The 25,954-nt window shown below is 45.1% G+C and carries 28 protein-coding genes and 1 tRNA gene; 17 read left to right on the forward strand and 12 right to left on the reverse strand.

The window, feature by feature from the left end:
• Nucleotides 1–9: 9 nt before the first annotated feature.
• Together H2R00_RS20055 and H2R00_RS20060 are read left to right on the forward strand one after the other, a co-directional pair.
• The gene (locus tag H2R00_RS20055; RefSeq protein ID WP_154999654.1) at nt 10–840 is read left to right on the forward strand and encodes an undecaprenyl-diphosphate phosphatase; all 831 of its coding nucleotides are present in this window, start codon (nt 10–12) and stop codon (nt 838–840) included.
• A gap of 130 nt (nt 841–970) precedes the next feature.
• Nucleotides 971–1,786, forward strand: coding sequence for a metallophosphoesterase (locus H2R00_RS20060; protein WP_154999655.1), 816 nt, complete (start codon nt 971–973; stop codon nt 1,784–1,786).
• 44 nt (nt 1,787–1,830) lie between these two features.
• Here H2R00_RS20060 and H2R00_RS20065 read toward each other — a convergent pair whose 3' ends face one another.
• The gene (locus H2R00_RS20065) at nt 1,831–2,379 is read right to left on the reverse strand and encodes a YkoP family protein (RefSeq protein WP_154999656.1); all 549 of its coding nucleotides are present in this window, start codon (nt 2,377–2,379) and stop codon (nt 1,831–1,833) included.
• Between the two features lie 99 nt (nt 2,380–2,478).
• On the opposite strand from H2R00_RS20065, the gene H2R00_RS20070 reads away from it, so the two are divergent.
• Nucleotides 2,479–3,612 (forward strand): MGDG synthase family glycosyltransferase, encoded by a 1,134-nt coding sequence (locus H2R00_RS20070; RefSeq protein ID WP_182070154.1) that lies wholly within the window; start codon nt 2,479–2,481, stop codon nt 3,610–3,612.
• A 16-nt stretch (nt 3,613–3,628) separates the two neighbouring features.
• Nucleotides 3,629–5,110 (forward strand): alkaline phosphatase family protein, encoded by a 1,482-nt coding sequence (locus tag H2R00_RS20075; RefSeq protein ID WP_154999658.1) that lies wholly within the window; start codon nt 3,629–3,631, stop codon nt 5,108–5,110.
• Nucleotides 5,111–5,130: 20 nt separating this feature from the next.
• On the opposite strand, the gene H2R00_RS20080 is transcribed toward H2R00_RS20075, so the two are convergent.
• Together H2R00_RS20080 and H2R00_RS20085 are read right to left on the reverse strand one after the other, a co-directional pair.
• A complete protein-coding gene (locus tag H2R00_RS20080) occupies nt 5,131–5,304 on the reverse strand; it encodes a hypothetical protein (RefSeq protein ID WP_176276300.1) in 174 nt (57 codons plus the stop codon).
• Between the two features lie 22 nt (nt 5,305–5,326).
• Nucleotides 5,327–5,536, reverse strand: coding sequence for a zinc ribbon domain-containing protein (locus H2R00_RS20085; RefSeq protein WP_154999659.1), 210 nt, complete (start codon nt 5,534–5,536; stop codon nt 5,327–5,329).
• A 292-nt stretch (nt 5,537–5,828) separates the two neighbouring features.
• On the opposite strand from H2R00_RS20085, the gene H2R00_RS20090 reads away from it, so the two are divergent.
• From H2R00_RS20090 to H2R00_RS20120, 7 genes are all read left to right on the forward strand, one after another.
• Entirely contained in the window at nt 5,829–6,188 is a 360-nt protein-coding gene (locus tag H2R00_RS20090) for a hypothetical protein (RefSeq protein WP_154999660.1), read from the forward strand.
• A 21-nt stretch (nt 6,189–6,209) separates the two neighbouring features.
• Nucleotides 6,210–6,560 (forward strand): WXG100 family type VII secretion target, encoded by a 351-nt coding sequence (locus H2R00_RS20095; RefSeq protein WP_003184720.1) that lies wholly within the window; start codon nt 6,210–6,212, stop codon nt 6,558–6,560.
• Between the two features lie 18 nt (nt 6,561–6,578).
• Nucleotides 6,579–7,286, forward strand: coding sequence for a DUF5081 family protein (locus H2R00_RS20100; RefSeq protein ID WP_182070155.1), 708 nt, complete (start codon nt 6,579–6,581; stop codon nt 7,284–7,286).
• Nucleotides 7,283–7,606, forward strand: a complete 324-nt coding sequence (locus H2R00_RS20105; RefSeq protein ID WP_182070156.1) for a hypothetical protein — start codon at nt 7,283–7,285, stop codon at nt 7,604–7,606. Before H2R00_RS20100 ends, H2R00_RS20105 begins: the two co-directional genes overlap by 4 nt.
• 19 nt (nt 7,607–7,625) lie before the next feature.
• Nucleotides 7,626–9,548, forward strand: coding sequence for a hypothetical protein (locus H2R00_RS20110; RefSeq protein WP_182070157.1), 1,923 nt, complete (start codon nt 7,626–7,628; stop codon nt 9,546–9,548).
• 14 nt (nt 9,549–9,562) lie between these two features.
• Entirely contained in the window at nt 9,563–9,961 is a 399-nt protein-coding gene (locus H2R00_RS20115; protein WP_009329450.1) for a UCP033725 family protein, read from the forward strand.
• 236 nt (nt 9,962–10,197) lie between these two features.
• Nucleotides 10,198–10,270 (forward strand) — tRNA-Ala (locus tag H2R00_RS20120).
• A gap of 75 nt (nt 10,271–10,345) precedes the next feature.
• Here the strand turns inward: H2R00_RS20120 and H2R00_RS20125 are convergent.
• The gene (locus tag H2R00_RS20125) at nt 10,346–11,527 is read right to left on the reverse strand and encodes an oxalate decarboxylase family bicupin (protein ID WP_182070158.1); all 1,182 of its coding nucleotides are present in this window, start codon (nt 11,525–11,527) and stop codon (nt 10,346–10,348) included.
• Nucleotides 11,528–11,894: 367 nt separating this feature from the next.
• Between H2R00_RS20125 and alr the strand changes: the two genes are divergently transcribed.
• Nucleotides 11,895–13,076, forward strand: coding sequence for an alanine racemase (alr, locus tag H2R00_RS20130; RefSeq protein WP_182070159.1), 1,182 nt, complete (start codon nt 11,895–11,897; stop codon nt 13,074–13,076).
• A 175-nt stretch (nt 13,077–13,251) separates the two neighbouring features.
• A complete protein-coding gene (locus tag H2R00_RS20135) occupies nt 13,252–14,169 on the forward strand; it encodes a class I SAM-dependent methyltransferase (protein WP_154999669.1) in 918 nt (305 codons plus the stop codon).
• A 43-nt stretch (nt 14,170–14,212) separates the two neighbouring features.
• Here the strand turns inward: H2R00_RS20135 and H2R00_RS20140 are convergent, their stop codons facing one another.
• Nucleotides 14,213–15,841: a high affinity choline transporter 1 gene (locus H2R00_RS20140; protein ID WP_182070160.1), complete on the reverse strand. Its 1,629-nt coding sequence runs from the start codon at nt 15,839–15,841 to the stop codon at nt 14,213–14,215.
• A 119-nt stretch (nt 15,842–15,960) separates the two neighbouring features.
• Nucleotides 15,961–16,515 carry a transcriptional regulator GbsR gene (cudC, locus tag H2R00_RS20145; RefSeq protein WP_182070161.1) on the reverse strand — a complete coding sequence of 185 codons (555 nt, stop codon included), beginning with the start codon at nt 16,513–16,515 and terminating at the stop codon, nt 15,961–15,963.
• A gap of 323 nt (nt 16,516–16,838) precedes the next feature.
• Between cudC and betB the strand changes: the two genes are divergently transcribed.
• The 3 genes from betB to H2R00_RS20160 all read left to right on the forward strand — a co-directional run bounded on the left by betB (nt 16,839) and on the right by H2R00_RS20160 (nt 20,229).
• Nucleotides 16,839–18,311 (forward strand): betaine-aldehyde dehydrogenase, encoded by a 1,473-nt coding sequence (betB, locus tag H2R00_RS20150; RefSeq protein WP_182070162.1) that lies wholly within the window; start codon nt 16,839–16,841, stop codon nt 18,309–18,311.
• Between the two features lie 17 nt (nt 18,312–18,328).
• Nucleotides 18,329–19,537 carry a choline dehydrogenase gene (locus H2R00_RS20155; RefSeq protein WP_182070163.1) on the forward strand — a complete coding sequence of 403 codons (1,209 nt, stop codon included), beginning with the start codon at nt 18,329–18,331 and terminating at the stop codon, nt 19,535–19,537.
• Nucleotides 19,538–19,647: 110 nt separating this feature from the next.
• On the forward strand, nt 19,648–20,229 hold the full coding sequence (locus H2R00_RS20160) for an MOSC domain-containing protein (protein ID WP_154999674.1): 582 nt from the start codon (nt 19,648–19,650) through the stop codon (nt 20,227–20,229).
• Between the two features lie 45 nt (nt 20,230–20,274).
• Here H2R00_RS20160 and H2R00_RS20165 read toward each other — a convergent pair whose 3' ends face one another.
• Nucleotides 20,275–20,760, reverse strand: a complete 486-nt coding sequence (locus H2R00_RS20165) for a DinB family protein (protein WP_154999675.1) — start codon at nt 20,758–20,760, stop codon at nt 20,275–20,277.
• A 117-nt stretch (nt 20,761–20,877) separates the two neighbouring features.
• Here H2R00_RS20165 and H2R00_RS20170 point away from each other — a divergent pair, with 117 nt between their 5' ends.
• Nucleotides 20,878–21,792 carry a DMT family transporter gene (locus H2R00_RS20170; RefSeq protein WP_154999676.1) on the forward strand — a complete coding sequence of 305 codons (915 nt, stop codon included), beginning with the start codon at nt 20,878–20,880 and terminating at the stop codon, nt 21,790–21,792.
• 10 nt (nt 21,793–21,802) lie between these two features.
• On the opposite strand, the gene H2R00_RS20175 is transcribed toward H2R00_RS20170, so the two are convergent.
• The 5 genes from H2R00_RS20175 to H2R00_RS20190 form a co-directional block, all read right to left on the reverse strand.
• Nucleotides 21,803–23,122, reverse strand: a complete 1,320-nt coding sequence (locus H2R00_RS20175) for a TrkH family potassium uptake protein (RefSeq protein ID WP_182070164.1) — start codon at nt 23,120–23,122, stop codon at nt 21,803–21,805.
• Between the two features lie 2 nt (nt 23,123–23,124).
• Nucleotides 23,125–23,781, reverse strand: coding sequence for a potassium channel family protein (locus H2R00_RS20180; protein ID WP_154999677.1), 657 nt, complete (start codon nt 23,779–23,781; stop codon nt 23,125–23,127).
• A 148-nt stretch (nt 23,782–23,929) separates the two neighbouring features.
• Nucleotides 23,930–24,577 carry a pyroglutamyl-peptidase I gene (gene pcp / locus H2R00_RS20185; RefSeq protein WP_182070165.1) on the reverse strand — a complete coding sequence of 216 codons (648 nt, stop codon included), beginning with the start codon at nt 24,575–24,577 and terminating at the stop codon, nt 23,930–23,932.
• A gap of 79 nt (nt 24,578–24,656) precedes the next feature.
• Nucleotides 24,657–24,785: a hypothetical protein gene (locus H2R00_RS21405; protein WP_255204467.1), complete on the reverse strand. Its 129-nt coding sequence runs from the start codon at nt 24,783–24,785 to the stop codon at nt 24,657–24,659.
• Between the two features lies 1 nt (nt 24,786).
• Nucleotides 24,787–25,899: a response regulator aspartate phosphatase gene (locus tag H2R00_RS20190; RefSeq protein ID WP_182070166.1), complete on the reverse strand. Its 1,113-nt coding sequence runs from the start codon at nt 25,897–25,899 to the stop codon at nt 24,787–24,789.
• Between the last annotated feature and the right edge of the window lie 55 nt (nt 25,900–25,954).

A 25,954-nucleotide genomic window follows, 5' to 3' on the forward strand; every position in this document is an offset into this window, starting at 1 on the left:
GAATGACATATGAACATTTGGGATATTTTTGTCGCCGTCATACTCGGAATTGTTGAAGGATTAACCGAATATGCCCCTGTTTCGTCAACAGGGCATATGATCATTGTTGACGACGTCTGGCTGAAATCGAAAGAACTGCTTACGCCGGAGGCGGCGAATACCTTTAAAGTCGTGATTCAGCTCGGCTCCATCCTTGCTGTCGCTATCGTATTTAAAGACCGGATTCTCAATCTTTTAGGCGTGAAGAAAAACATTACGGAAGAGCAGAAATCGGGAAACCGCCTTTCCATCGCCCAAATCGCTGTAGGCCTTGTTCCCGCCGCTGTGCTCGGATTTTTATTTGAAGACTATATTGATCAATACCTGTTTTCCGTACGCACAGTTGCGGTCGGTCTCATCGCCGGTGCGGTGCTGATGCTCGCAGCCGACTGGATCAACCGGCGCAAGGACACGACAGATTCGGTTGACCGGATGACGTATAAGCAGGCACTCGGTATGGGGCTGTTTCAATGTCTGGCGCTCTGGCCGGGCTTCTCGCGCTCGGGTTCGACGATTTCGGGCGGGGTTATTCTCGGCTTGAGCCACAGAGCGGCCGCCGATTTCACCTTCATCATGGCGATTCCGATCATGATGGGAGCGAGCCTGCTCTCTTTAATTAAAAACTGGGCATATTTGAGTGCAGACCTGTTTCCTTTCTTTATTACAGGGTTTATCAGCGCTTTTATTGTCGCTCTTTTTGTCGTCCGCTTTTTCCTCAGGCTGATCAATAAGATCAAGCTTGTCCCGTTTGCCATCTATCGAATCGTTTTAGGGCTTCTACTGTTCATTTTGTTTCTGTAAGAGTAAAAATACGAACCGATTTCCAGCTGGAAATCGGTTTTGTTATAGGTAAAAAGAATGATATTCTATTATTTCCCACTGTAAAACTGCCTGCCAACTTACTATACTAGTAAGAGGGAGGAGATATAGAATGTTTATTTTCGCATGTTTATTGATTATTTTAGGCTTAATGCCTTTTTTTTATAAAGCGAACCACAATACAAAAGATGTGAAAGTCAACACGATTTCGGTCGAGCGCGTGCAGGCGCCCGCTTTAAAGAAAAAGCTGAACATTCTTCATCTGTCTGATCTTCATTTAGAAAACATTTCGATTTCACCTGAAAAGATTCTTGAACTTGCCAATAAAAAACGAGTGGATCTCATTGCTTTAACAGGAGATTTTCTTGATAGGAGAAGAAATATTCCAAAGCTTGCAAACTACTTAAAAGCTTTGAAAAAACTGAAGCCGGCATATGGGATGTACGCTGTATTCGGCAACCATGACTACGTATTGAAAGGCGAACACTTTCGGAAGCTGAAACGCGTGCTGGAAGATAACGGATGCATCACCCTTCAAAATCAGCATGTCTCCATTGAAATGGAAGGCGAGACACTCAACATTATCGGGATTGATGATTACAGCACGAAGCGAAGCGATATTGCCGGATCATATAAAGGGCTGAAGGAAGGGTATAATCTTGTATTGACGCATGACCCGAACGTTGTGCTTGATATGAAAGAATTTCACTTTGACTATCTGCTGTCAGGGCATTTTCACGGAGGTCAGATTCATTGGCCGAAGCCTTATCATCTCGTGAAGATGGGAAAGCTTGTGCGAATGAATATGATCAAAGGTCTTCACTATCATCATGATAAACCGTTTTATATCAGCGAGGGATTGGGTCAGACGGGGGCGAACATCCGCATCGGAAGCCGTCCGGAAATGACATTCCATCACATTTCATAAAAAGAAGAGGCTGTTGCGTTTTTTTGCATCAGTCTCTTTTTTTGTTATTTCTGTAGATAGGACTTGAATAATTTTTCTTTCGAGATAAACAAATATTGGGAAGGGGGGATTTTTCGAAGAGAAAATTGCTTTGTTGTCAAATATAAAATCGGAATCTGCGTCAGCTTCTTGAACACTCTGTAAAACTGGTTTGCGGGCTCTACCGCTTCAAAACCGAGCCTCTCAACTCCTTTATGCAGCGTCGTGATGCCGATGATGCCTTTGATTTGGTCTGATCGATGATGGTTTTTGATATATTCGGCCAAGATCGGCATTGAAAAATACGCTTTTTGATAAATGAGAATGCCTCTTCTGACAGCGCTCTCAATATTTTGAAGCTCCTTGATCAGCTTAATATTGTGCAGATGAATTTTGATCAGAACATCGTTTTTCTTAATAACCGTCCCATCGCTTAACACCACATCGATCCCTTTGTACTTTGTTAGACGGACGCGAAAAATGCTCGATTTCGTTTGATCAATGAGTGTCAGTCTTGAAAAAAAATAATAAAACGGGTCAATTACACTCCAAATTGACAAAAAACAGTTTCTCAAGTCGTCACTTTCCTTTCCTGAAAAAATACACTTATATTTTGGCTGGATATTTGAAAAATATAAATGGAAAACATTTTTCTTCTGAAATGGAGGATGGAGATGACAAAGATTCTGATTTTCCCTTTTTTAAGCATTTCCACCGGTCATCATCACGTTGCCGATTCGCTGCAGGCAGAACTGCTCCTCAAATCTCATCACTGTGAAAAAATCGACATTTTTTCACATGCTTATCGGCGGCTTGAAAAAGCCTCCTCTGCGGCGTATTTGTCATGGATTCAGTATTTTCCCAAAGTCTACAGCTCGGTCTATCATCTCCTGGCGTGCGGGCGCCATCAAACGGCAAAGCGCCATCTCTTGTATGAGCTGATCTTTTTGAAAGACATGCAGCAGATCATTGCGGAAAAAAAGCCTGATATCGTGTTCTGTACGCATGCATTGCCCTCCTATTTGCTGAACCGCTTAAAAGGTCGATTTCCCGACATGAAAGTGGTCAATGTCTATACCGATTTTTTCGTCAACCGAATTTGGGGAAGAGAAAAGATTGATTATCATTTTGCGCCGATCAAAGACATCAAAGAACAGCTGATCGCAGAAGGCGTTGATGAAGAGAAGATTTTTCTGACCGGAATACCCGTGCACCGTTCCTATAAAACGGAGAGAAAGCCTGGGCAGGCCGGTGACAAAAAAGCGTTTTGCAACATCCTCATAACCGGCGGAAGCATGGGGGTGGGCGGCATTTTTAAGCTTGTGCGGGAGCTGTCGCCGAACGGGGATGTCGCATACCAAATACTATGCGGAAAAAACCGAAAGCTCTACCGGTATGTTCATGATTTAAACAATCCATATATTAAAGCGCTGCCTTATATCGAAAGCAAGGCTGAAATGAACCGCTTATACGGGGAGGCGTCGGGCATCATTACGAAGCCCGGCGGCGTCACGATCAGCGAGTGCATTCAAAAACAGCTCCCTGTTTTCATCTATCATGCGCTGCCCGGACAGGAAGAGATGAATCTCGATATCCTGAAAAAGAAAAACCTTGTCATCGAACTGAATCAGCAAAAACAGCAGCCGATTGAACAGCAGCTGCTTTCCTTTTTCCGTTCGGAAGAAGACATCAAACGCTATCAAATGAGTGTTGGTCAATATTTGCGAGAAAAATCGGACAGGGATATCAGCGACATTTTAGAAGGGATCATTCATAACCGGAGCGGTTTAGGGAATGCTCACGTATAGGGAAGGAGGAAGAACGATGTCTGAGAGCCGCAAGAAATCAGTCGTCATGTTGCTGATCGATTCATTAATGGATGAACCGCTTAAAAAAGCCGTGAAAAACGGACAGGCTCCTGGACTGCAATATTTGCTGGAAAACGGGCGTTATGTGCCTGATGTAATCAGCCCTTTTCCGACGATGTCTGTCAATGTTGACAGCACATTGCTTACAGGGGTGTACAGCGACCGCCACAAAGTCCCGGGCCTTGTATGGTACAACGCGAAGGAAAAACGGATCATCAATTATGGCAGCCATATTCGAGAGCTTGTGAAATTAGGCATCAAACAATCCTCCAGAGACATCTTTTACAATCTGAACCAGGTTCATTTAAGCCAACAAGTGAAGACGCTTCACGAAGAGCTTGATGAAAAAGGAATTGAAACGTGCTCGATTAATGCGCTTTTGCACAGGGGAAGCCGGGACGGCTATTTACAGGTTCCCTTTCTTTTTTCAATGATTTCCGGATTAAACCAATCAGTCAAAATCAACGCACCCCAGCTGTTCTCGTATGGGGGTTTTTCAAAAGTGAATCCGGCAAATCGCTCGCTCTTCAAAAAATTCGGTTTTAATGACCGATTTTCAACGAATGAATTGGTTCATCTAATCCGAACGAACAAAGTACCGTCCCTTGCACTCGTCTATTTTCCCGATCTCGACCAGCACGTACATAAACACGGGAGGAACGACGCAGCGGGGGTGGCGAAAGCCGACCGGCATGTTCAAAAGATTTTAGACAGCTTTCCGTCATGGGAAGCCGCTTTAAAGGATCACATTTGGATCGTGATGGGGGATAACGGACAGGCCTGGATCAGCGACAATAAAAAAGAAGCATTGATTGATTTGAGAAGCCTTTTGGACGCCTTTCGCATTGTGAAATTAAAGAAAGGCGTGACGGACGATGACGACATCGTTCTTGCCGTTAACGAAAGAATGGCATTTATCTATTCGCTCGATAAAGCGAAGCTTCCGCTCAAGAGGATCGCGGACATTCTGCAAAAGGATGAGAGGATCGACATCATCAGCTGGAAAAATGAAACGGATTCAATTGAGGTCGTTTCGGGGGAGCAGCACGGGAAGCTCACATTCCGGCCAGGAGGCAAATACACGGATGAATTTGGACAAACGTGGACGCTGGAAGGGGATGTACACATTCTCGATTTGACAGTCGAACGGAACAGCATTTCATACGGGAAATTTCCTGACGCGCTGGCCAGACTGTACACTTCATTTTTTTCGCATGAAGGCGATTATTTGATCGCCAATGCAAAGCCTGGATACGAATTTATCGGCGAAGGGTCGCCGACGCACGTCGGAGGAGCCAGCCACGGTGCATTGCATAAGCAGGACACCCTTGTCTCCATGATCATCACCGGAACCGATACAAAGCCGGCATACAATCGTTTTGTCGATATAAAAGAATGGATCCTCGATTTAGTCAAATCACGGGGAGCGGGGGAATGACTAAAGCCCCCTCCCTACAATTATGACGGCTGTCTGATGCCTTTGACAAATGCTGCAAGCGCCGAAGCGATCATCACAAATAGTGAAACTGTTTTTATGATCGCCTGTAAGAGTGAATGTTCTACGACGATATTGGAGTGCACACATAAAGCCAAAATAAATATGGCAATCAATGAACCGTATTTTTCCCCCATAACCGTTTCTCCTTTCGGGCCGTCATCCTCCAAAGAACAGGTCGAGAATGTTTCCGGCGGTTGAAGATTGTTTATTGTACAGCTCTGAATACCCGCAGTTTTTACAATAAACAACAAGAAAGCGGTTATTCTGCACATCGAACAGCTTTGACAGGCCGGTGCCGGTCGTCGCGATTTCTTTTTGCCCAGCATCTGTGCTTCCACACTTGATACATCCTTTATGTTCACGCATGGCGCTTCTCCTTTCACGATGTAAAATCCAACCAAGTTCATTATAATGGAATGTTCTTCAAAAGAAAATATTTCTCAGGAAATGATCAGTTGAAAGAGGAGGGAAAATAGACTGATTCCTTTTGCTTATAAAAAGCCTTGATGTCCGGTGGTTTTATTTTTTTATAACAAAAAACAATCCTTTTAACCTATTCATTCATCTAGGACCATCCTGTAAGATAAACCTATTACAATATCATCCACTAGAGGAAAATAGTTTTTATTGACTAGGATAAATGAAAGGGGAAGCTGCTTTGAGCGAAGGTTTTTGGGATTCAGTAGGCAACTTTTTGCACATATCCTACACGGAAAATGAAAGAAAACGGGACGAGTATAAAAATTTATACGACTTTTTATCTGATAAAGAAAGCGAAGTTAAAACGAAACTAGCAGATATTGATGCGAGCCTGAATGCGTATCATAGCAATCTCCCGGACTTGAAAATCCCTTCACACGAATTTGAGGATACCCGCCATGAAAAGGATGCCAAGTTGAAGGAATTGGTCAAGCATTTTAAAGATATGGTTGATGACATCCAAAGCGCCAAGACGAAGGCGAAAAGCAAGTGGGAGTATTATAAAGCAAAAGCTGAAGCTGAAGAGCAAAAGGCGTAGAAGAGGAGGAACAGCCGAATCATGGATGGATATGGATACTACAACTATCAAGCGGCCAATCCGAAAGTAAGCGGAGAGACTGTGAAAATTTCACATAACGGAACAATAAAAGCGCATTCCCATGCGAAAGCGATCGAAAAACATGTCGGCGACTCGCTCAAAAAAGCAAAGGAATTGAAAGCGTACGTCGAAAGCGGCAAATGGAGCGGAAAAACCCGTGACGCATTTTTAAGCTACCTTGAGCTGATTATTGAATTGAATGCCGATATGAAAGACGCCTTGAAAGAGCATACCGCTGCATTAGATGCGCTGGAAAAACACATCGACGGTTTTTCGCAGCTCAGTGAAGTGCAGGAAATCAAAAACTTATAAACAGGGAAGGAGAATGACATGCAGGTGAAAGCAGATACGCTGTCGGCGGCAGAGCTTTATGTTTTAGCAGGAGCAGCCGGAGTTTCCTACATATTCGGTCTTCCGGAACGCGAACAGCTGGCCTTGATCGAGCCGGATTGTGCAGTCAAAGCAAAGGACAGCCTGATTGAAAAAGGCATTCTTTTAAAGGAAGGCAAGCTGACCAAGACCGCTTTTTTTCTGATTAAGCTGTTGAAGCAGTATCAAGAAAGCGAAGAATACGTGCGCTTTAATAACGTCATGTGCGCATTTATGCCGGACGACGAGGAGCGCGTTATCGCCCTGACTGAACGAAGCCCGGGGAAAGGTTACACATTAGATTATTTGGAAAAGCGTGAAGTTTATTTATCGCTCATTTCCAAGGTGTCATTTTTAGTAAGGGAGCCGCGTGATCAAGACCGCGCCTTTTTGACAAAACCGATGAGCGCCGCTGAAAAAGCGGAAGTCAGGGCAATGAATCTTGACGAAAAAGAAGTTCTAGCTGTGGAAACGTTCAAGCTTGCCTCACAGCTAAAACCGGCAGACCCCGGCTTCCAGACGACAACACTTTACTTTACAAAAGGCGAAGACTTCATCTCGGTTGATCCTTTAAATGATCGATATGAATGGATCAGCCTTTATATCATGAACAACCGGATCTATGATGCACTGCAGATCAATTTCAGAGCAGGGAGGGCGATGATATGAATGCAGAAGGCGGAGCAGGAGGCGGCGGCACGAACATCCATCTCGAGTTTGAAGAAATGATCACCATTTCCAATAAGCTGAAAAGCATCTGCGATATTTATACAGAAGGGGTTCAAAAGGAAATCAAAAACCTCTCAGACTCCGATTTTTATAAAGCCGGACAGGCATCAAAAGCGATTGAAAGCTACGCAGATATTCTCGGCAAGACGATGGAACTGTTTGATAATTACTGTATTGCTTCCCACATCGTCAGTTACGCGATGGAGAAAATGTATGAAACGGATAAAGAGCTCCAAAAACTCTACAAGATTCAGAAATAGAAATGAGGCGATCATCTAAATGGATGTGAAATACGTACCGGAAGAATGGCAGGGCATGAAAGACGGTCTTGATGCGCTGACGGGCGGCCAATACGGCGGCGGTATGAAAGCCGGCCTTATCAAACTCAATGATCTCTTGGAAGATATCGAATCCAAAATCAAAGACAAGGACAGCGACAGGTCGATCAGCTTTACCCACACCAGTAAAAAAAGCAAGATCGAGGAACTGTTTAAAGATTATCAAAAGCTGGCTGACTTTTGCCTGAAAGCCGGCAGTTTGGTGGAAGATCACATTGACAGCCCTTTTTATAAAAAAATAGACGCGTTCGCCGAAAAAATGCGCGGACTGACCATACATAATTACACCACCGTGAACCGGATCGGCTCCAAGGAAACCACTTACGTCGGATACGGCATGTCCAAACAAGCGGTAGAAACCGACAAAGCGAAAGTGAGCGTAAATGATATCTTCAAAGACTCAGAATCGTTTGATCACGTACTGAGTAAAGAATTTGAAGAATTCCAGATCAACCAGCCCGACATTGAGTTATCGTATGAAGAATACATGAAAGCGATTGCCTCTTCCCGCGGATTTGAATACGAATCAATTGGTGATGTCCAAAAGAATCAGGAATTGTGGCGGGATCTTCTGGCCGGCGCAGGCATTATCGTGCTCACCATCTTTTGCGCACCGGCAGGTCTCACGGTGGCCGTCGCCTACGGAGGAGCCAATATTACGAGCGCCGCAACCGGAAAAGACTGGATGACACAACGGGAGTTAAACACAGGCGAAAGGTTTGAAAGAGGCGTGTTCGGCGCCCTTGACATCATTCCAGGGGCAGCCGCGGCGAAAGGTTCATTTAAAAGCGCAGCCACAATCGGCCAAATTTCAAGCAAAACAGAACATGTGGTACAATCTCTTAAAGACAGCAAAAACATCTGGGCGAACCGCATGAAGGTGAATGGGCTGAAGGCTCAAGACCGACTCAGCGACGCAGGCTTCGCCATCAAAAAACAATTCGCCAAAAGCGCCGACGCATTGAGCGATATTGCACGTGGTGCGGAAGCAGAGGCCGGCGGCACCCTCGTCCGAAAAGGGTCCAATTACTCCGCCCACGTCAACGACGCCCATAAGGCATCGAAAGCGAAGCTGCAGGATTCGATTCAGCGGGTTGAGAAGGAGATTGAGGCTGGGAAGAGTGTTAAAAGTGTTGTTAAAGAGGTAGATGTTAATAGGAATTCACCAGTTAATCCGAAATTTTCGTGGGAACAATTGGATAAATCTTTTGAAGATAATTTAGGAACTGTATTAAAAAAGCATAAATTAACAGTCAATAATTTTAATGACTTGAGGCTTAAATCTATAAATAAACTTTCATCTAAAGAGGTGGAAGTTATTAAAGATATTAGGCGAAACGTTCCTAGTCTTTCAGAAGATACAATTATGCAGAAGGTTCTTTCTCCTGATTCCAAAAGTTGGCTATTTTCTTCACCAAGTGATGGTGGGCAAATAAAGCTAGGTGGATATGTGGCAAGAGCTACTGATACTAAGGAATTGAACACTTTTGATAAGATTTATGAAGGACTTAGATTAGATTACGAAAACAACCCTTTCAGTGGCGGAACATCAGCATTAGCGGTACGCTATAAGGCAGGTAATCCAAACGATTATAAAATTCCGTTTGGAGGGAAGAATTCAGAGGCCGTAAATAAAATGACCCACGATGATTTGGCAATGGATTATATTGCAACTGAGCAACAATCTCCATTTACTGGAAATGGATTTACAGAGAGTAAAGATTACACTATTCCTGAATATCGCAATGATACAAGAACACCTATGCATGAAGGTGCAGAACTTTATGAGATCACTAATCAAGGCGAGAAACTTATTGGGATCTATAGTGTTAAACAAAAAAGGTTCATTTCAGTTAATGAATAGGTGGGGGTAACTATATGAGAAATGGCGTTTGGGCACTATACAATGATAAAGAGTACGAGATTATTCAGCATGATCAAGAAAACTACGAATTATTTACCAAAGATCCTGAGGCAATTCAATTTGGTTTTATTTTAGATGAAACTGGACATTATTGTAAACAAGTTCGAAGAGAACATATTTCTTCAGTTTATGATGTAAGATACCAAGCAATTATTAATGATCTTGAGTTTCCTGTTTTTCGTGAGGAAGACAATAGGCTCTTAATTGGAAGTGGGCTACATGGCCCGGACATTATCAAAAAATATGGATTTGTTCAAGTTGATCGATTTGAATATGAAAAATGGGTAGGAAAAAGTGAAGTTGAAAAAATTGAAGAAGTTAAAGTACCTATGTGGGGTTTTCCCGCCCCGTGAAATGTAATCTTTTGAATGAAAAGCATCCCGGAAGAATGGATCGCTGCCTTGGCAAGGAAAGATGACATTCTGGATTTGTCTGAAAGGTTTACTCAGTTCTGCTTTGAAAAATTAGAGCTATAGATTGTCTATGTGAAAAAGAAAATGCCGGCTAACAGAGCATTTTCTTTTTCACAACAAAAACCCCTTGCTTTTCTCCAAAATTCCATCTATAATAAATCATGTCTCAAATATACGGGGCATTAGCTCAGCTGGGAGAGCGCTACACTGGCAGTGTAGAGGTCAGCGGTTCGAGCCCGCTATGCTCCATCTTTAAAACCCTTGATGATTCAAGGGTTTTTTTGTTGCCTTTTTTACGCGATCCATTTTTTTCAGGTTCATGGCCTATCCGTCCGTACGATATTTGACGACTGGCCACTTTTCTTTTCGCAGAGCGTTCATCAGCTCAGGTCCTACATGCAAATGCTCTTCAACCAGCTCTCTCGGAGTCAGCGCCATCCACTGATTTAATGAAATGTCCGCAAAGCGGCTGCTTTTGAATATTTCTAAAAACCACAGGCTTTCGCTGCCTGTATTTTGAATGTAATGCCCCATAGCAAAAGGGACGTACCCGACATCCCCCGCCCGGTAATTAAAGGTCCGGGCAGTTCCGTTCGCCGCGAATACTGTCATTCGCCCTGTCCCTGAGATATAGTACTGCCATTCATCATTGTTCGGGTGCCAATGCATTTCCCTCATTCCGCCGGGCTTGATTTCGACGAGTGCGGCGGCGATCGTTGTCGAAATTGGAAAGTTTGAAGAATCAACAATTCGTACCGTTCCGCCCGGTGTTACGATAGGCTTTTGTGCAAACAGCCTGTATGCGAAGCTTTTTGGGACGGTTCCATACGGGTCCGGCACTTTTTGGTTTTCAAGCGGTCCCGGCACTTTTGCTTGGAAGATGTACCGCTGTTTGTCAGGGATTCGGGCGAAGGCGCTTTCGTGTACACCGAAATTTGCGGCCAGAACATCTTTCGGCGTGTGTGCGAACCAATCTGTAATCGTGAAAGTATCGAACTCGGAGAAGTTCCCGTCATCAAAAACGAGGAGAAATTCGCAGCCATCCTCAAGCCCTTGAATCGAGTGCGGTATTCCGGCGGGAAAGAACCACAAATCCCCGGGGCCGACATCGGCGATAAAGTTTCGGCCGTCCTGATCGACGGCGGTAATGCGTGCATGGCCCAAAATCATGTAAGCCCATTCCGATTGCTTATGCCAATGCAGCTCGCGAACCCCGCCTGGTGTCAGCCGCATATTGACGCCGGCAATCGTCGTTGACACCGGCAGCTCCCGGGCTGTTATTTCACGCGACCAGCCGCCATGATTTAACTGCATATGTGTGTCTGAAAAAGAAAACTTTAAATTAGGGATTGCTCCGGCATCTGTTTTTGGAGGAACGAACATGTCGGGATTCTCTAAATCCCGCATCACGTCGCGGGGGCCAAAATCGGTCGCGCCCGCACCATCGTTTCTTATTGGGTGCGGCACGTGATTGTACCAGGCTGGAGTGCCGGCTGTTCTTTTCATGTGAAAAGCTCCCTTCACAGGTCGTGTATATCGAAATTTATGACACGGACGCTGAAAATATATCAAATTGATAAAATAACCGGAACCTTAATAAGACAGTTTAAAAGGGATTGACAGATTTGCGCTTCCTTTATATAGCTCTGAGCCGTTTTTCGTAGGGCAGCAGAAGGGGAAACCTTCGACTTACAGTCTGCACGGCGCGGCATCCAGCTTATTTCTTTTCTGACTGCCTTCGACCGATCCTCTAACGATTACTGACTGAATGATTTCGCCCGAAGCTGAATAAGAATGAGATAGAAAGCATCCAGGCAATTTTCGAACGGCTAAATGAGTTGAATACTATTTGACAAGAAAGAAGGGAGCGTTGATGAAAAAGCTTTGCCGGGAAGTTTGGGTAGAGGTAAATCTTGATGCGATTAAAAAAAATTTGCGCGCGTTTCGGCGGCATATTCCGAAGAGGAGCAAGATTATGGCTGTCGTAAAAGCGAACGCTTATGGTCACGGCTCGGTGGATGTGGCACGCCATGCACTTGAACATGGCGCTAGTGAGCTTGCCGTTGCCTCGGTGGAGGAAGCGGTCGTTTTACGAAAAGCGGGGATTGAAGCGCCGACCCTTGTGCTTGGTTTCACCCCGCTTAGCTGTGTGAAAGAAGCGGCAGCTTGGAATATATCGTTATCAGCATTTCAAGTTGACTGGATTAAAAAAGCGAACGAGATATTGGAAAAAGAAGCAAGTCCTAACCGGCTGGCTGTTCATATCAATGTGGATACCGGTATGGGGCGTTTAGGTGTACGAACAAAAGAAAAACTTTTAGCAATTGTGGAAGCGCTGACGGCGAGTGAAAACCTCAGGTGGGAAGGAATTTTTACGCATTTTTCAACAGCTGACGAACCGGATACTGAGCTAACCATGCTGCAGCATGAAAAGTTTATCCGCTTTCTCCGCTTTCTGAAAAAGCAAGGCTTTAAGCTGCCCACCGTCCATATGAACAACACGGCTGCAGCGATCGCTTTTCCGGAATTCAGCGCTGATATGATTCGCTTAGGCATCGGAATGTATGGATTATATCCTTCCGATTATATCAGGCAGCTCAATCTCGTTAAGCTTGTGCCTGCACTAAGCTTGAAGGCGCGCATCGCTTATGTGAAAACCATGTTGACAGAACCGCGAACCGTTAGTTACGGCGCTACATATGTTGCGGAGCGCGGGGAAGTCATTGCCACGATTCCGGTCGGCTATGCTGACGGTTATTCCCGTGAACTTTCCAACCGCGGATTTATTCTTCATCGCGGAAGACGGGTGCCGGTGGCGGGAAGAGTAACAATGGATATGATAATGGTCAGTCTGGGAGAGAGTGAAGGTAAACAAGGAGAGGAAGTCGTGATTTACGGCCGGCAAAAGGGAGCTGAAATTTCCGTTGATGAAGTTGCGGAAATGCTAGATACGATCAACTATGAAGTGGTATCTACAATAAGCTGGCGCGTCCCTCGTTTTTATATAAGAGACGGCGAGATTTTTAAAAAGTCGACTCCGCTGTTATACGTGTAGTTTTCCCATACTCACAGGCCGGTTTCTCGATCATTAATCAAAATAGAAAAAGCGCAATTTCTTGACAAAAAAAATTATTTATGCTATAATTTACTAATTGAATATTGGTGTGTATAATAGGATTCTCCTGGCCGGGAGAATCCTATTTTTTTGCGTTTATGAAGGAGTGTCCGACATGAAAAAAGATGAATCTAGTGTAACGTCTCTTATTTCGGCTTTTGGCAGAGCTTATCACAGCCAATATGATGAACCAAAAATTTTTGATGACAATCTAGCCAAAACGCTCATTTCCCAACAAGAATTTACTGATATCAAAAACAACTTCATTCAAGGCATACAGTTCTTCAACAAAGATATAGCGGAAAAATACGAGGGAGACGATGAAGAAATATTAAAATGGATTACACAAGTTCAGCTCTCTCCGACGCCGCTCGCCCGTGCCGCTTATTGCGAAAGAGTGCTCCATCGTGAGATTCGGCTTGGGACAGAACAGTACGTGATTCTTGGGGCAGGGCTGGATACTTTCTGTTTTCGGAACCTAGAGTTAAAGGACAAAATTGATATCTTTGAAATTGATCACCCGGCGACACAGAAATGGAAAAAGGAAAGGCTGAACAAAGCCGGTTTTCACATCCCGGGCCACCTTCATTTTATTCCTTTGGACTTTGCCAAGTCGTTTTCATATCAAGAATTGGCTGATAAGGGTTTTCACTTTAACAAAAAAACGTTCTTCAGCTTTTTAGGCGTTTCTTACTACTTAACAAAGGAAGAAACCGAAACACTGCTCGGGCAATTAATGGCTGATCTTCCTTCAGGGAGTTCGATCGTTTTCGATTATGCGGATGAAAACCTGTTTAAAGAGAAAGGTTTCTCCAACAGGGTGGAAAATATGGTGAAAATGGCAGCAGCAGGCGGAGAACCGATGAAGTCATGCTATTCGTATCAGGAAATGCAGCAAATGCTGGAGCAATCCGGACTGCTCGTTTATGAGCATTTATCACCGTCAGATATTCAAGAGCGTTATTTTAAAAATCGAAAAGATGATCTGTCAGCCTTTGAAACGATTCATTACATTCATGCCGTGAAAAAATAAACACGAATCAAGAAAAACGCCCGGGGCCGGGCGTTTTTTCTATTTAAGCCGCGCGATCGTCTTTCTGTTTTTCTTGGGGGAGTACAAGCTGTTTAGGAGGGCATTTGCGCTGCGTCAATTCGGACACAACGAAGATCGTCATAAATGCTGTGACTGCAGCCAGTGTCCGGAAAGGAAAGAGGACTGTGCCGTCTTCAATCATCGGATACGGCAGAAGCGGTGGGATGCCAAATGCGGGTTCACCGCCGCCGAGCCTCAGAATGACTGCAACTGCAAATCCAGCAATTGACGCGTACAGGTTTGCTCTTTTATAAAAGAGGGCCATTGTTAACTGGGGAAAAAGAATGCAATAAACTAAATCTGAAGCCAAATACCATAAAGTATAAACGCTTTTGACATTCAACGCGATGATCGCTGCTCCCGCGCCGAACAAAACGATTGAGCGTTTGACGACTTTTTGCAGCTGTTTTTGGGTGGCCTTCGGCTTGATCAGCGGACGGTAAATATTCCATGCGGCCATTGATGATGCCGATAGAATCGATGAGTCCATGCTTGACATGACGGCTGCTGCGATTGCACCCAAGCCGAGTCCTGCTACGATTCCTGGCGTTAAATAAGCAAGCGTTTGCGGCAAAATCATCGCCGGGTTATCCGGAGCGTTCGCTCCGAACAGGCTCCAATCGGCACTGTTTCCGGCAGCTCCGATGATCACGCACGGAATGGCGGCAATGATGCAGATCACTCCGGCAATAATCGACTGCCACATGGCGGCGTTCTCTGATTTTGCCGAAAGAACGCGCTGAAAGTACACCTGCCATGCGATACCTCCGAAAATTAAGAGGAGCGCATTATCCCACCAGTTCCAAAACAGGTTTCCCCATTCCGGGTTTTTCCAGCCGTCCAACGGCGGAAACAGATTGGCGCTGCTGCCGAAATCGTGCCTGTAATTTGCCCATACGCTATCGAGAGAACCGACATTTGACAATACAAATGGGACGACTAAAAACAGCCCGAGCAAAATGATGATCATTTGGAAGACATCTGTGAAAGCGACTGCCCACATGCCTCCGGCCACCGTATAAGAGATGGCGATCATCGCCGAAAGAATAATCGACGTTTGGAAATCGATATTCAGAATCATTCCGAAAGTCGTGCCCAATGCCGTTAAGATCGCGGCGCTCCAAAACAATTCTCCTAACAGCGCCGGTATATATAAAACGCCGGCCATCCGCTTACCGAAGCGCTGTTCGAGAGGATCGATAATGGTCATAAATCGATGACGGCGCATTTTTCTAGCGAAGAAAATACCGCCGATAATCAGGCTCAATGCGTAGCCCCAAGGCGCCTGTGCCCAGATGAGGCCGTCGCTGTAAGCCGATTCAGCCGTTCCGTTAATATATCCGCCGCCGACCCATGTTGCGGCCATCGTCACCATTCCGACGAAAAACGGCATGCTCCTTTTTGCCACGATCATATCAGAAAAAGAATTTGATTTCTTTGCTGCGTAAAATGCGCCTAAATAATAGGTGAAAGCAAAGAATATCATCATCGAGATAAAGCCGCCCCAATGAATGTCTGCATTCGAAATGCCGATATACGCGAGTATGCCTCCCGCAAACAGCATAAAAATACCTAATTTGATCCAGTTTTTTTTCTTCTCAGCATAATTCATGTATGCACATCGCCTCCGGAAATATTTTTTGAATTTTCTTGAAATTAAAATGTGAAAAAAGGTTTTGCGCCACTCTGGGAAGTATGCAAATTGCTGACTTCAGAGCGGATAAAACCTTTTTATTTCTTGTTATCAATCGGTATAAACTCAAAGATCTCTCCGGATTGGACAGATTTCGCGAGTTTCAGCAGCCAGTCATAATACGGTTTTGAATGTTCCAGCTGGTCATAAAGAGTTCTCGCTTCTTCTTTTATACTTTCGTCAAGCCCATCGCTTTCGACGATGTTCTCCAATGCTTTTTGAGCGTCTTGAATGGCCATGAGATTCACTTTGACTTCCCTTTCCCATTTTTGCGGGAAAAAGCTTGTGAAAAATTTGAAGAAATCCTTTTCAGCAACAAAGCTGTGTTTTCTTCTTCCTCTATGGAATGTCTTTTTGACGACGTTTAAGTCTTGGAGCTTTTTCACGCTTGTGCTCATGCTGGGCTTGCTCATTTGCAGTTCTTCCCGCATTTCGTCCAGTGTCATTTCATCCGAAAGGTACATTGTTCCGTACAAAATACCCGCACTCCGGGTAATGCCGTACAGATCCATTGTTTCTGCGATTGAATCAATGACAAGATCCTTTGCCTGTGCGATCGCTTCTTTTGCTGAAAGATCACGGGGATTGTCCATAACTTGCCTCCTTTCACAGGAGCGGAACATCAGCATTGCAGATTCAATGCCCCCCGAAAAATCGGGGATTGATCTGAAATCCGCGTTAAGTTTGTTAAGTTATTTCTGTATGTTCTTTATCTTAACGAAAGAAATTCAAATGTCAAAATCAAAATTTTTTTTCAAACGGCCTCAGCCCATGTGAGCTCTGCATTCACATAAAATTCAAAAAAATAATCAGCCTGATTTTCTTTTGACACAAAAAATGGCGCATGATAAATTCAAAGTGTTCAAAACGTTAAATTTTTATTTAACAAATTTTGCGTAATGAGGAGGCTGCTTTTATGAGTCAAACACTTTTCATTGACGGAAAGTGGGTGGGCGCCAAAAAAGGCGAGACTCGCCAAATTATCAATCCTTACAATCAAGAGCATATTGAAACCGTCAGTGAAGGAGACAGAGAAGACGCTGTTCGGGCGATTGCCGCAGCGCGCCGCGCATTTGACGACGGCGAGTGGGCGAATACGCCGGGCCTTGAACGAGGCAACATTGTATTAAAGATCGCGGAACTGATCAGACGCGACCACGAAGAGCTGGCAGAACTTGAATCGCTTGATACCGGCAAGACGCTTGAAGAAAGCAGAGCCGATATGGATGATATTGCAAACGTATTTCAATATTATGCAGGGCTTGCTGATAAAGATGGCGGAGAAGTCATTTCTTCACCGATTCCCGAATCTAAAAGCGAAATTGTCAGGGAGCCGGTCGGTGTCTGCGGGCAGATCACACCGTGGAACTATCCGCTTCTGCAGGCAAGCTGGAAAATCGCTCCGGCTTTGGCAGCGGGCAACACGATCGTTGTTAAACCAAGTGAAATCACACCGCTGACAACCATTAAGATCTTCAAGCTGATGGAAGAAGCCGGTGTGCCTAAAGGGGTTGCCAACCTTGTTCTCGGCCCCGGAGCCACTGTCGGCGATGAACTCGCCAGAAATACAGACGTCGACTTAATTTCCTTCACCGGCGGAATTGAAACCGGAAAGAAAATCATGCAGGCTGCAAGTACGAATGTGAAAAAAATTGCGCTTGAGCTTGGCGGGAAAAATCCGAATATTGTGTTTAAAGACGCAGATTTTGACGTTGCGGTTGACCAGGCGCTGAATGCGGTATTCTTCCACGCAGGGCAGGTTTGCTCCGCGGGGGCTCGTCTTCTCGTTGAAGAATCCATTCATGACGACTTTGTCGCAGAGCTTGTCAAGCGTGCGAAAAAAATCAAACTTGGCAACGGATTCCACGAGGAGACACAGAGCGGTCCGCTCATTTCAGCTGAACACCGCAGCAAAGTTGAAAAATATGTGGAAATCGGCCTGAAGGAAGGTGCCAAGCTGGAAACAGGCGGAAAACGTCCGGAGGACCCTGAACTTGCAAATGGCTTCTTCTATCTGCCGACAATCTTCTCGGGCTGTACATCAGATATGAGAATCGTTCAGGAAGAAGTATTCGGTCCTGTATTAACAGTTGAAACATTCAAAACAGAAGAAGAAGTTGTCTCACTTGCAAACGATACGATTTACGGCCTTGCCGGCGCCGTTTGGTCAAAAGACATCGAAAAAGCGGAACGCGTCGCTTCTAAACTGCGCATGGGAACCGTCTGGATCAACGACTTCCACCCTTATTTCGCACAAGCGCCTTGGGGAGGTTACAAGCAGTCAGGCATCGGCCGCGAACTTGGCCGCATGGGCCTTGAAGAATACACAGAAGTGAAGCACGTCTACCGCAATGCGAAACCGGCGGCTGTCAATTGGTTTAAAGCATAAGAAGGAGGAAATGATTCATGACTTTAAATATGAAAGTAGAAGCGATGAACAAATTCCACACGTTTGAAATCCCGACCGTCATTAAGCACGGAATCGGAGCTGTTAAACATGTGGGTGAAGAAGTGAAAAAGCTTGGCGTTTCAAAAGCGCTGCTTGTCACAGACCCTGGCATCTACAAAGCCGGTGTAACAAACCCGGTCGTTGAATCCCTTCAGGAAGCAGGCGTTGAAGTTGTCGTCTTTAATAAAGTCGAGCCGAATCCGCCTGTCCGTCTTGTCGCTGAAGGTTCCAAGCTGTATGCTGAAGAAAGTTGCGACGGACTTGTCGCAGTCGGCGGCGGAAGCTCAATGGATACGGCAAAAGCGATCGGAGTCGAAGCCACTCATGAAGGCTCAGTCCTTGACTATGAAGCTGCAGAAGGAAAAAAGCCGCTTGAAAACCGGATTCCTCCGCTTACAACGATCCCGACGACTGCCGGAACCGGCTCAGAAGTTACACAATGGGCGGTTATCACAGATGAAGAGCGCGAATTTAAATTCAATACGGGCGGCCCGCTGATTGCTGCTCACTTAACAGTGATCGATCCTGAATTACATGTATCAATGCCTCCGCACGTCACAGCGATGACCGGCGTTGACGCTTTGGCTCACGCCATCGAGTGCTATACGATGAAATTTGCCCAGCCGATTACTGACGCTGTAGCTCTTCTTGCGATCGAATACGGCGCACATTACATCCGCAGAGCATTTGCCGATGGCGAAGATCTTGAAGCGAGATACGGCATGGCGCAGGCGGCTATGCTTGCAGGCCTTTCCTACGGAAGCGAATCTGCAGGCGCTGCTCACGCGATGAGCCAGACGCTTGGAGGAATCATTCCTGTTGCGCACGGCCAATGTGTGGCAGCAATGATGGGTCCTGTAATGGAATACAACTGGAAAGGCTACCCTGAAAAATTCGCCCGCATTGCAAAAGCGTTCGGAATTGACACAAGCGGCATGTCTACAGTTGAAGCAGCTAAAGCTGCAGTGAACTGGATGTATCAGCTTGTGGAAGACTTGGAGATTCCTAGTCTTGAAGAGCAAGGCGTATCACCTGACATGATCGACCGCCTTTCAAAAGAAGCAATGAAAGATCCGCAAACGGTCGGAAACCCGAGAGACCTGAACGAAAAAGCGTACAATTGGATTTACAAACGCTGCTTTAATTTAACGCCGAAAACTGTATAAAGACATGCGTTAAGCCCGCTGTGTGAGCGCACAGCGGGCTTTCTCAATTTGAGAAAAAAAGGGAAGCGTTGTAAAATAAATCACATCTTGAAAAAAAGGGGATGGGTTGAATGTGGAAGAAGCGCACGGCTGTTGCGGAGAACGTATACATAGCGGACACACCGTCATTTGTGACAGAGAAACAGGCAAAGATCGCGATCGATTACGGGGGCATACCGGGTGACCTGCATTTTGGATTGACGAAAAAAGCCGGGGCAAGGGAGCCGATGTATAAAAGAGGAACGGAGATTTTCAACAGGAGGCAGATTTCGATTGTCTCGGTAGAAGAGTGCCTTGAGATTGCCGGACGGCTGAACATTCCTGCGGTCCTTCCGGAATGGCTCGGGGCCAATATCGCATTAAGCGGACTGCCTGATTTAACCTCATTAAGAGAAGGAAGCAGAATCGTTTTCCCAAGCGGCGCCTCTCTGTTGAGCGAGGGTGAGAATGAGCCGTGCATTCAACCCGGAGAAGTCATTCAGGAGCAGTTTCCCGACAAACCGAAGCTTGCTTCGCGCTTCGTGCGCCATGCGATGGGAAGAAGGGGGATCGTCTGCGTCGTCGAACGCCCGGGCCTGATCCATCAAGGCGACCAGGCAGAAGTGTGGTCGTATTCGCCTGCTGCCATGAAAGACGCCAGATCGTTTGCCTAAGCGGATAAAAAGCCCCGAGCCTCTAAAGCCGGGGCTTTCCGCGTATTACAATAGTTTCTGTTTGATTTCCTTGATCTGTTTAATATGTCTTCTTTCATGATGGCCGATGAAGTCGAGCCACTGCCTGACCGTAAGCTCTTCGAAAATCGGATGCGGCAGCACCCTTTGAAAGTCTTCATCATGAAAGGCAGCGATGACTGAAGTTAATTGTGTTCTGACATTGTCGAGCTCAGCTTTGAGGGTTAAAGCATCAGCCGTTTTTCTTTCAGGCTCTGCATATGGAGGCGCCTTTCGCTTGGAGCTTCTGTCTTCCAACTGATGAACCGGTTTATCTTCGATTGTTTTAACCGGTGCATGCTTGATTTGTTCCTTCAGGATTTGAAGTGCCATCAGGTCGATTTTTTTCAGGTGGTCGATCACTTCTTGAATGCTCCATTCGTCTTCCGCGGGCCTTTTATTCAGCGTTTCGTCTGACAGGCCTTGAATCTCGCTCCAAAGTTCTTTTCTTGCTTCATTAAAAATGCTCATCATATCCCCTCCTGTTTTTACTGTACCATATTACTGGCTGGTAAAATAACCAAAAAACACTCGATTTTCGCATCGCCATCGGATATGCTTAAGAAAAAATGAACAGAAGGAAGGATTCATTTGAGAACAACATTGTATCCGTATATAGCATTAGTGGTCGGGGTGCTGGCTGTGTCTTCCTCCGCCATCTTCGTCAGGCTGTCAACAGCTGATGCTGGAATCATCGCTTTTTATCGTCTCTTTTTTTCCGCTTTGCTGATCTTTCCTTTTTTCTGGGGAAAAAGAAAAGAAGTCTTGAGTTTTTCGAAAAAAGATTGGCTGTTTTCAGCGGCAGCGGGGTTCTTTTTGGCATTTCATTTTATTTTATGGTTTCGCTCGCTTGAATACACGTCTGTGGCAAGCTCGGTTGTTCTTGTTACGTTGCAGCCGATTTTTTCTTTTATCGGTACATACTTTTTATTTAAAGAAAGAGTGTCATTCGCTGGGATCATCAGTGCGCTTCTCGCAATCGGCGGAAGCGTGTACATCAGCTGGGGGGATTTCAAAGTTAGCGGTCAGGCGCTCTACGGCGACATTCTTGCACTCTTGGCATGCGCGCTTGTAACGGCATATCTGCTGTTTGGACAGCATGTCAGAAAACGCCACAGTTTAACTGTTTACACTTTTATTGTGTATGGAATCAGCGCCATCACCTTATGTCTATACTGCCTGTTTTCGGGCGCCGCCTTTTTTTCTTATCCTGCGTCAGATTGGGGGTACTTCTTCCTGCTTGCCGTCATTCCGACTTTGCTCGGCCACTCGCTGTTTAACTGGGTGCTGAAATGGCTGAGCACCAATATGATTTCTGTGGCGATTTTATTTGAACCTGTCGGAGCGGTTGCGCTGGCGTATTGGATTTTAGACGAATCCGTCATGATGACGCAGGTGATCGGCGGAGCGGTCATTTTTTCAGGCATCATCCTGTTCATGGCCTCGCAAAGCAAGCGGAAAAACACGGTCCCGGCTGTGAAAGGGAAAACGCACAAGGCGCTTTAAAGTCCGCGCTTTATCCGGTCAAAATATCTTCGCTTGAATAGCGGATGTTTTCCCGTTCAGGTCTGGCCAGCGAAAACGCCAATGTGAGCGGCCCGAGTTTTCCGAGAAACATAATGAAAATTATCAGCATCTTTCCGGCAGGGGACAGGTCGGCCGTAATCCCCATTGAGAGGCCGACCGTACCGAAGGCTGATACGACTTCAAACAAAATCGCCAAAAACGGTTTAGGTTCTGTCATATTTAAAATAAAGACGGCCGTTAAAATCAACAGCACGCTGATTGTTGAAATAGCGAGCGAACGGATGATCAAATGGTCTTTCAGCGTTTTTTTTGCTATTGAAATATGTTTTTTGCCCTTTAAAAAAGTGATCACCGACAGGAGAATAACAAGAAACGTCGTCAGCTTGATCCCCCCGCCGGTCGATGCGCTCCCCGCCCCAACAAACATAAGAAGGAGCAAAAGCGTGGTCGTGCTTTCGCGGAGGCTTCCGATGTCTGTCGTGTTAAATCCGGCTGTTCGCGGGGTTACGGCCTGAAAATAAGCGCCCCAAAGTTTTTCAGTTAGCGGAAGCATTCCCAGCGTTTTTTGATTTTGATACTCAAGCAGAAAGATGAAGATCATGGCTGCCAAATTGATGATAAACGTACCGTATATCATCAATTTCGAATGAAGGCTCAACTTTTTAAAGCTCCACTTATGCCATAAATCGGACAATACGGTAAACCCGATCCCGCCGATGATGAACAAAAAACTAATCACCAGGTTGACGAGCGGATCACCTTCATACCGCATTAAACTGTCCGACCATATGGAAAATCCCGCATTGTTAAAGGCGGAAACCGCATGGAACAGGCTGTAGTAGAAGCCGCGTGCGAAACCGTATTCAGGAACCCATTTGACAGCCAGTATCAGCATCGCCAGCATTTCAATCGCAAAGGAGTAGATAAACAAACTCTTGATAAGTTTAATGATCCCGCCTAAAGAAGTTTGGTTGAGTGACTGCTGAATCAACAGCCGTTCTTTCAGGCCAATTTTTTTCCCGAGCATGATAAAAATAAGCACCGCAAATGACATGATGCCGAGTCCCCCGAGCTGAATGAGAACGAGGATCATGAGCTGACCGAACATCGTGTAATCCGTGCCTGTATCAACGACGGCTAAACCGGTAACAGTCATCGCCGAGGTCGATGTAAAAAGCGTATCAATCCAGCCTATGGGTTTGGGCGTTGCTGCTGGCATCTTCAATAAAAGGGTTCCTAATATGATAAAAAATAAAAACACGAGCACGAGCAGTTGGGACGGGCTTAATTGAATCTGTTTAAACTTCACGGTTAATCGCCCTTTTTTTCAAAGGTCTCAATATCTTTGTTTTGCCCGATCACAATCAAAATATCGTTTTCATATATCATGTCATCAGCACTCGGTGCGATGATGAAATGCCCGTCCCTTTTTATGCCGACGATGTTGCAGCCGAAGTTGGCGCGGACATCGATTTCCCCCAGGCTTCTTTTGTCCAGCTTTTTAGTTGCCACAATTTCGACGATGCTGTAGTTTGGCGACAGCTCAACAAAATCGATCATCTTTTCCGACGTGATATGGCTGGCTATCCGCTTGGCCATATCTTTTTCAGGATGAATAATACGATGGACGCCGATTTTATGCAGAACCTTTTGATGATAGTCATTTTGTGCTTTCGTCCATACTTTGGGGACGCCCATTTCAATCAGCAAAAGCGAGGTTAGAATGCTTGCTTCAATGTCATCGCCGAATGATACAAATGCGTGGTCGATGTTGCGTATTCCGATTTGTTTCAATGTATTTTCATCAACGGCATTGGCGCAAATGGTGTAGGTTGCATAAGCAGAATATTCGTTTACTTTTTCTTCTGATTTGTCGATGCCTAAAACTTCCGCCCCTTTTGCGTGAAAGGCTTTCACAAGGCTGCCGCCGAACTGGCCGAGCCCGAAAACGGCATAGGATTTCTGCATCCGTGTTCACCCTTTTACCTGTTTTTCTTATAGTGTTTACTTTTTTCAAGAAAAACACACAAAGATGTACAAGAATCCGAGTGAAAGCGGCCAAGGGATCAAGCGGCTTTTTACGAAGCCGGAGAGCCGCCTTGAGGCGGCTTCGGTGTCAGCTGAGCGAGCCTCCGGTTTCGCGAATGTCTTTTTCGTGAAGGGCGGAAGTGACCGCAGCTATCCTCAGTCCTTCGACGATCGTTTCAAGGCTGAGGCTCGGCTCATGTTTATCGACTGTTTGTTCGGGGAGAAAGGGAATGTGGATGAACCCTCCGCGGATGTTCGCCGAGGTGCGGTCTATACGGTGCATTAACTGGTAAAAGAGATGGTTGCATACAAAAGTTCCCGCTGAATTGGAGACAGAGGCCGGGATTCCGTTTTTTCTCAACTCTTTCACAATGAGCTTGATCGGAAGCGCGGACCAGTAAGCTGCAGGCCCGTGTGCCGCGATGGGTTCATCGATCGGTTCCCGGTCTTCATTATCCGGAATGAGGGCGTCATCAATATTGATTGCGATGCGTTCCGGTGTAATATGAGCTCTGCCGCCTGCTTGTCCTACACAAATGACGACATCGGGGTCATGCTTTTCGATCGCTTGTTCCAAAACAGCCGCTGAATGATGAAAAACGGTCGGAATTTGCTCCGCTGCGATAGAAACGTCTTCGACTACCTCTCCGTTCAGCCGTTTTACAGCTTCCCAGGACGGATTGACCGTATCTCCCCCGAAGGGGTCAAAACCTGTCAGCAGTACTTTCTTTCCCATATCGATCACTCCTGAATATGAATGTAAAGTGCAAAATACCCATTCAGCAGTTGTCTGAATGGGTATTTTTTGAATTGTTTTATGCCCCTGATCCCCGGGATGCCAGAAGTACCTGATCTCCTTGAGAAGCCGCTTCCGGTGCATGGTTTACGAATGAAAAGCTGAAAACTGCACCTAATACAACTGCTGTTAATAATACTTTTTTCATTTTATTCTCCTCCTCTTCCGGCGAGCTTGCTCGCCTTGTCTGTTTTAATGTAAAAATATATGGCTTCTTCATATAACTTTTCTCGCCTGTAGTAATTCGCTACATCCATCAATAATTCCTCCAAATCTACCCAGGCTTTTTCATTTTCTAACTGGTGAACATAGTCCTTGATTATTTCCAGTTTATTCTGTGTATCAGAATATAATGTATATAAAATTTTGAATTTCAATTCGAAAATTTCGCTGTTCATTTCCTTGGATTTTTTTAAGCCTACCTCGATCCATTTAAATGCTTGTTTGTGTGAGTTGGTTTTGAAAAGAGACCTTGTGTTTTCATAAACGCAAAGAAGGTAAGCATATTTGGCTTTCGATTCAAAATCTTTGATTGCAAAAGCTTTATTATAATACTTTAGCGCTTCCTCCTGCTTGTCTTCCTTACTCTTCAAAAAGCCCATATTATAGTAGGTACACGGTAAAAGATATTGGTCGCCGATTTTTTCGGTTTTTTCAATTGCTTCCTTTAATAATACTTCACTTTCGGCAAACTTAAATTGGTCAATATAATTGAGTCCGATCAGCATTTTGCAGTTGATGACCCGCTTGGCATACCCGTCATACCCTTGGAAGATGCCGGAGGCAATGTTGATGTGGTGAATCGACAGCCATGTCGCTTTTAAGTTGTAATACAAAACACCGATTTTATAATGAAATTCGGCTTTTTCAATTTCATTTTGAATGACGTTCAGCCTTTTTTCCGCTATTCTGAAAAAATTAAGCGCTTCTGTATGGTTTTGCTTGTAGTCTTCATAAATCCCTTTGAACAGGTAAAAATAATAATTCAGCTTGTCGTCCGTACTTTTTGGATCTTTGTCTTGAAAACTGATGGCTTCCAATTTTTCGGTGGAAGATTGGGAGATATCTTCAAGAAGGAGCCTTAAGCGAAAATCCAGCATTTGATAATAGAGAAGAACGTCATGATCATCTTCCATCTTTTCAATTGCTTTATCTATGTCATCTTTCATTTCGATTGAACCTGAAATGTCTCGTTTTTTCATCAGTATGTACCAGTCGTTCAGCATATTGGCGACTTCTTGAGAAGCCACGGCTTTGGCCATTCTCTTCCCTCCAATCTTTGTGAATTTTTTGTAAATTGAAGTTCTATTAATCATA

The sequence above is a fragment of the Bacillus haynesii genome (assembly GCF_014042035.1).
Lineage (GTDB): Bacteria > Bacillota > Bacilli > Bacillales > Bacillaceae > Bacillus > Bacillus haynesii.

What these genes read in the sequence shown, in the direction of transcription:
- H2R00_RS20055 (WP_154999654.1), top strand. Translation starts at nt 10, where the DNA reads ATGAACATTTGGGATATTTTTGTCGCCGTCATACTCGGAATTGTTGAA.
- H2R00_RS20060 (WP_154999655.1), top strand. Translation starts at nt 971, where the DNA reads ATGTTTATTTTCGCATGTTTATTGATTATTTTAGGCTTAATGCCTTTT.
- H2R00_RS20070 (WP_182070154.1), top strand. Translation starts at nt 2,479, where the DNA reads ATGACAAAGATTCTGATTTTCCCTTTTTTAAGCATTTCCACCGGTCAT.
- H2R00_RS20075 (WP_154999658.1), top strand. Translation starts at nt 3,629, where the DNA reads ATGTCTGAGAGCCGCAAGAAATCAGTCGTCATGTTGCTGATCGATTCA.
- H2R00_RS20080 (WP_176276300.1), bottom strand. Translation starts at nt 5,304, where the DNA reads ATGGGGGAAAAATACGGTTCATTGATTGCCATATTTATTTTGGCTTTA.
- H2R00_RS20085 (WP_154999659.1), bottom strand. Translation starts at nt 5,536, where the DNA reads ATGCGTGAACATAAAGGATGTATCAAGTGTGGAAGCACAGATGCTGGG.
- H2R00_RS20095 (WP_003184720.1), top strand. Translation starts at nt 6,210, where the DNA reads ATGGATGGATATGGATACTACAACTATCAAGCGGCCAATCCGAAAGTA.
- H2R00_RS20100 (WP_182070155.1), top strand. Translation starts at nt 6,579, where the DNA reads ATGCAGGTGAAAGCAGATACGCTGTCGGCGGCAGAGCTTTATGTTTTA.
- H2R00_RS20105 (WP_182070156.1), top strand. Translation starts at nt 7,283, where the DNA reads ATGAATGCAGAAGGCGGAGCAGGAGGCGGCGGCACGAACATCCATCTC.
- H2R00_RS20110 (WP_182070157.1), top strand. Translation starts at nt 7,626, where the DNA reads ATGGATGTGAAATACGTACCGGAAGAATGGCAGGGCATGAAAGACGGT.
- H2R00_RS20115 (WP_009329450.1), top strand. Translation starts at nt 9,563, where the DNA reads ATGAGAAATGGCGTTTGGGCACTATACAATGATAAAGAGTACGAGATT.
- H2R00_RS20125 (WP_182070158.1), bottom strand. Translation starts at nt 11,527, where the DNA reads ATGAAAAGAACAGCCGGCACTCCAGCCTGGTACAATCACGTGCCGCAC.
- alr (WP_182070159.1), top strand. Translation starts at nt 11,895, where the DNA reads ATGAAAAAGCTTTGCCGGGAAGTTTGGGTAGAGGTAAATCTTGATGCG.
- H2R00_RS20135 (WP_154999669.1), top strand. Translation starts at nt 13,252, where the DNA reads ATGAAAAAAGATGAATCTAGTGTAACGTCTCTTATTTCGGCTTTTGGC.
- H2R00_RS20140 (WP_182070160.1), bottom strand. Translation starts at nt 15,841, where the DNA reads ATGAATTATGCTGAGAAGAAAAAAAACTGGATCAAATTAGGTATTTTT.
- cudC (WP_182070161.1), bottom strand. Translation starts at nt 16,515, where the DNA reads ATGGACAATCCCCGTGATCTTTCAGCAAAAGAAGCGATCGCACAGGCA.
- betB (WP_182070162.1), top strand. Translation starts at nt 16,839, where the DNA reads ATGAGTCAAACACTTTTCATTGACGGAAAGTGGGTGGGCGCCAAAAAA.
- H2R00_RS20155 (WP_182070163.1), top strand. Translation starts at nt 18,329, where the DNA reads ATGACTTTAAATATGAAAGTAGAAGCGATGAACAAATTCCACACGTTT.
- H2R00_RS20160 (WP_154999674.1), top strand. Translation starts at nt 19,648, where the DNA reads ATGTGGAAGAAGCGCACGGCTGTTGCGGAGAACGTATACATAGCGGAC.
- H2R00_RS20165 (WP_154999675.1), bottom strand. Translation starts at nt 20,760, where the DNA reads ATGATGAGCATTTTTAATGAAGCAAGAAAAGAACTTTGGAGCGAGATT.
- H2R00_RS20180 (WP_154999677.1), bottom strand. Translation starts at nt 23,781, where the DNA reads ATGCAGAAATCCTATGCCGTTTTCGGGCTCGGCCAGTTCGGCGGCAGC.
- pcp (WP_182070165.1), bottom strand. Translation starts at nt 24,577, where the DNA reads ATGGGAAAGAAAGTACTGCTGACAGGTTTTGACCCCTTCGGGGGAGAT.
- H2R00_RS21405 (WP_255204467.1), bottom strand. Translation starts at nt 24,785, where the DNA reads ATGAAAAAAGTATTATTAACAGCAGTTGTATTAGGTGCAGTTTTCAGC.
- H2R00_RS20190 (WP_182070166.1), bottom strand. Translation starts at nt 25,899, where the DNA reads ATGGCCAAAGCCGTGGCTTCTCAAGAAGTCGCCAATATGCTGAACGAC.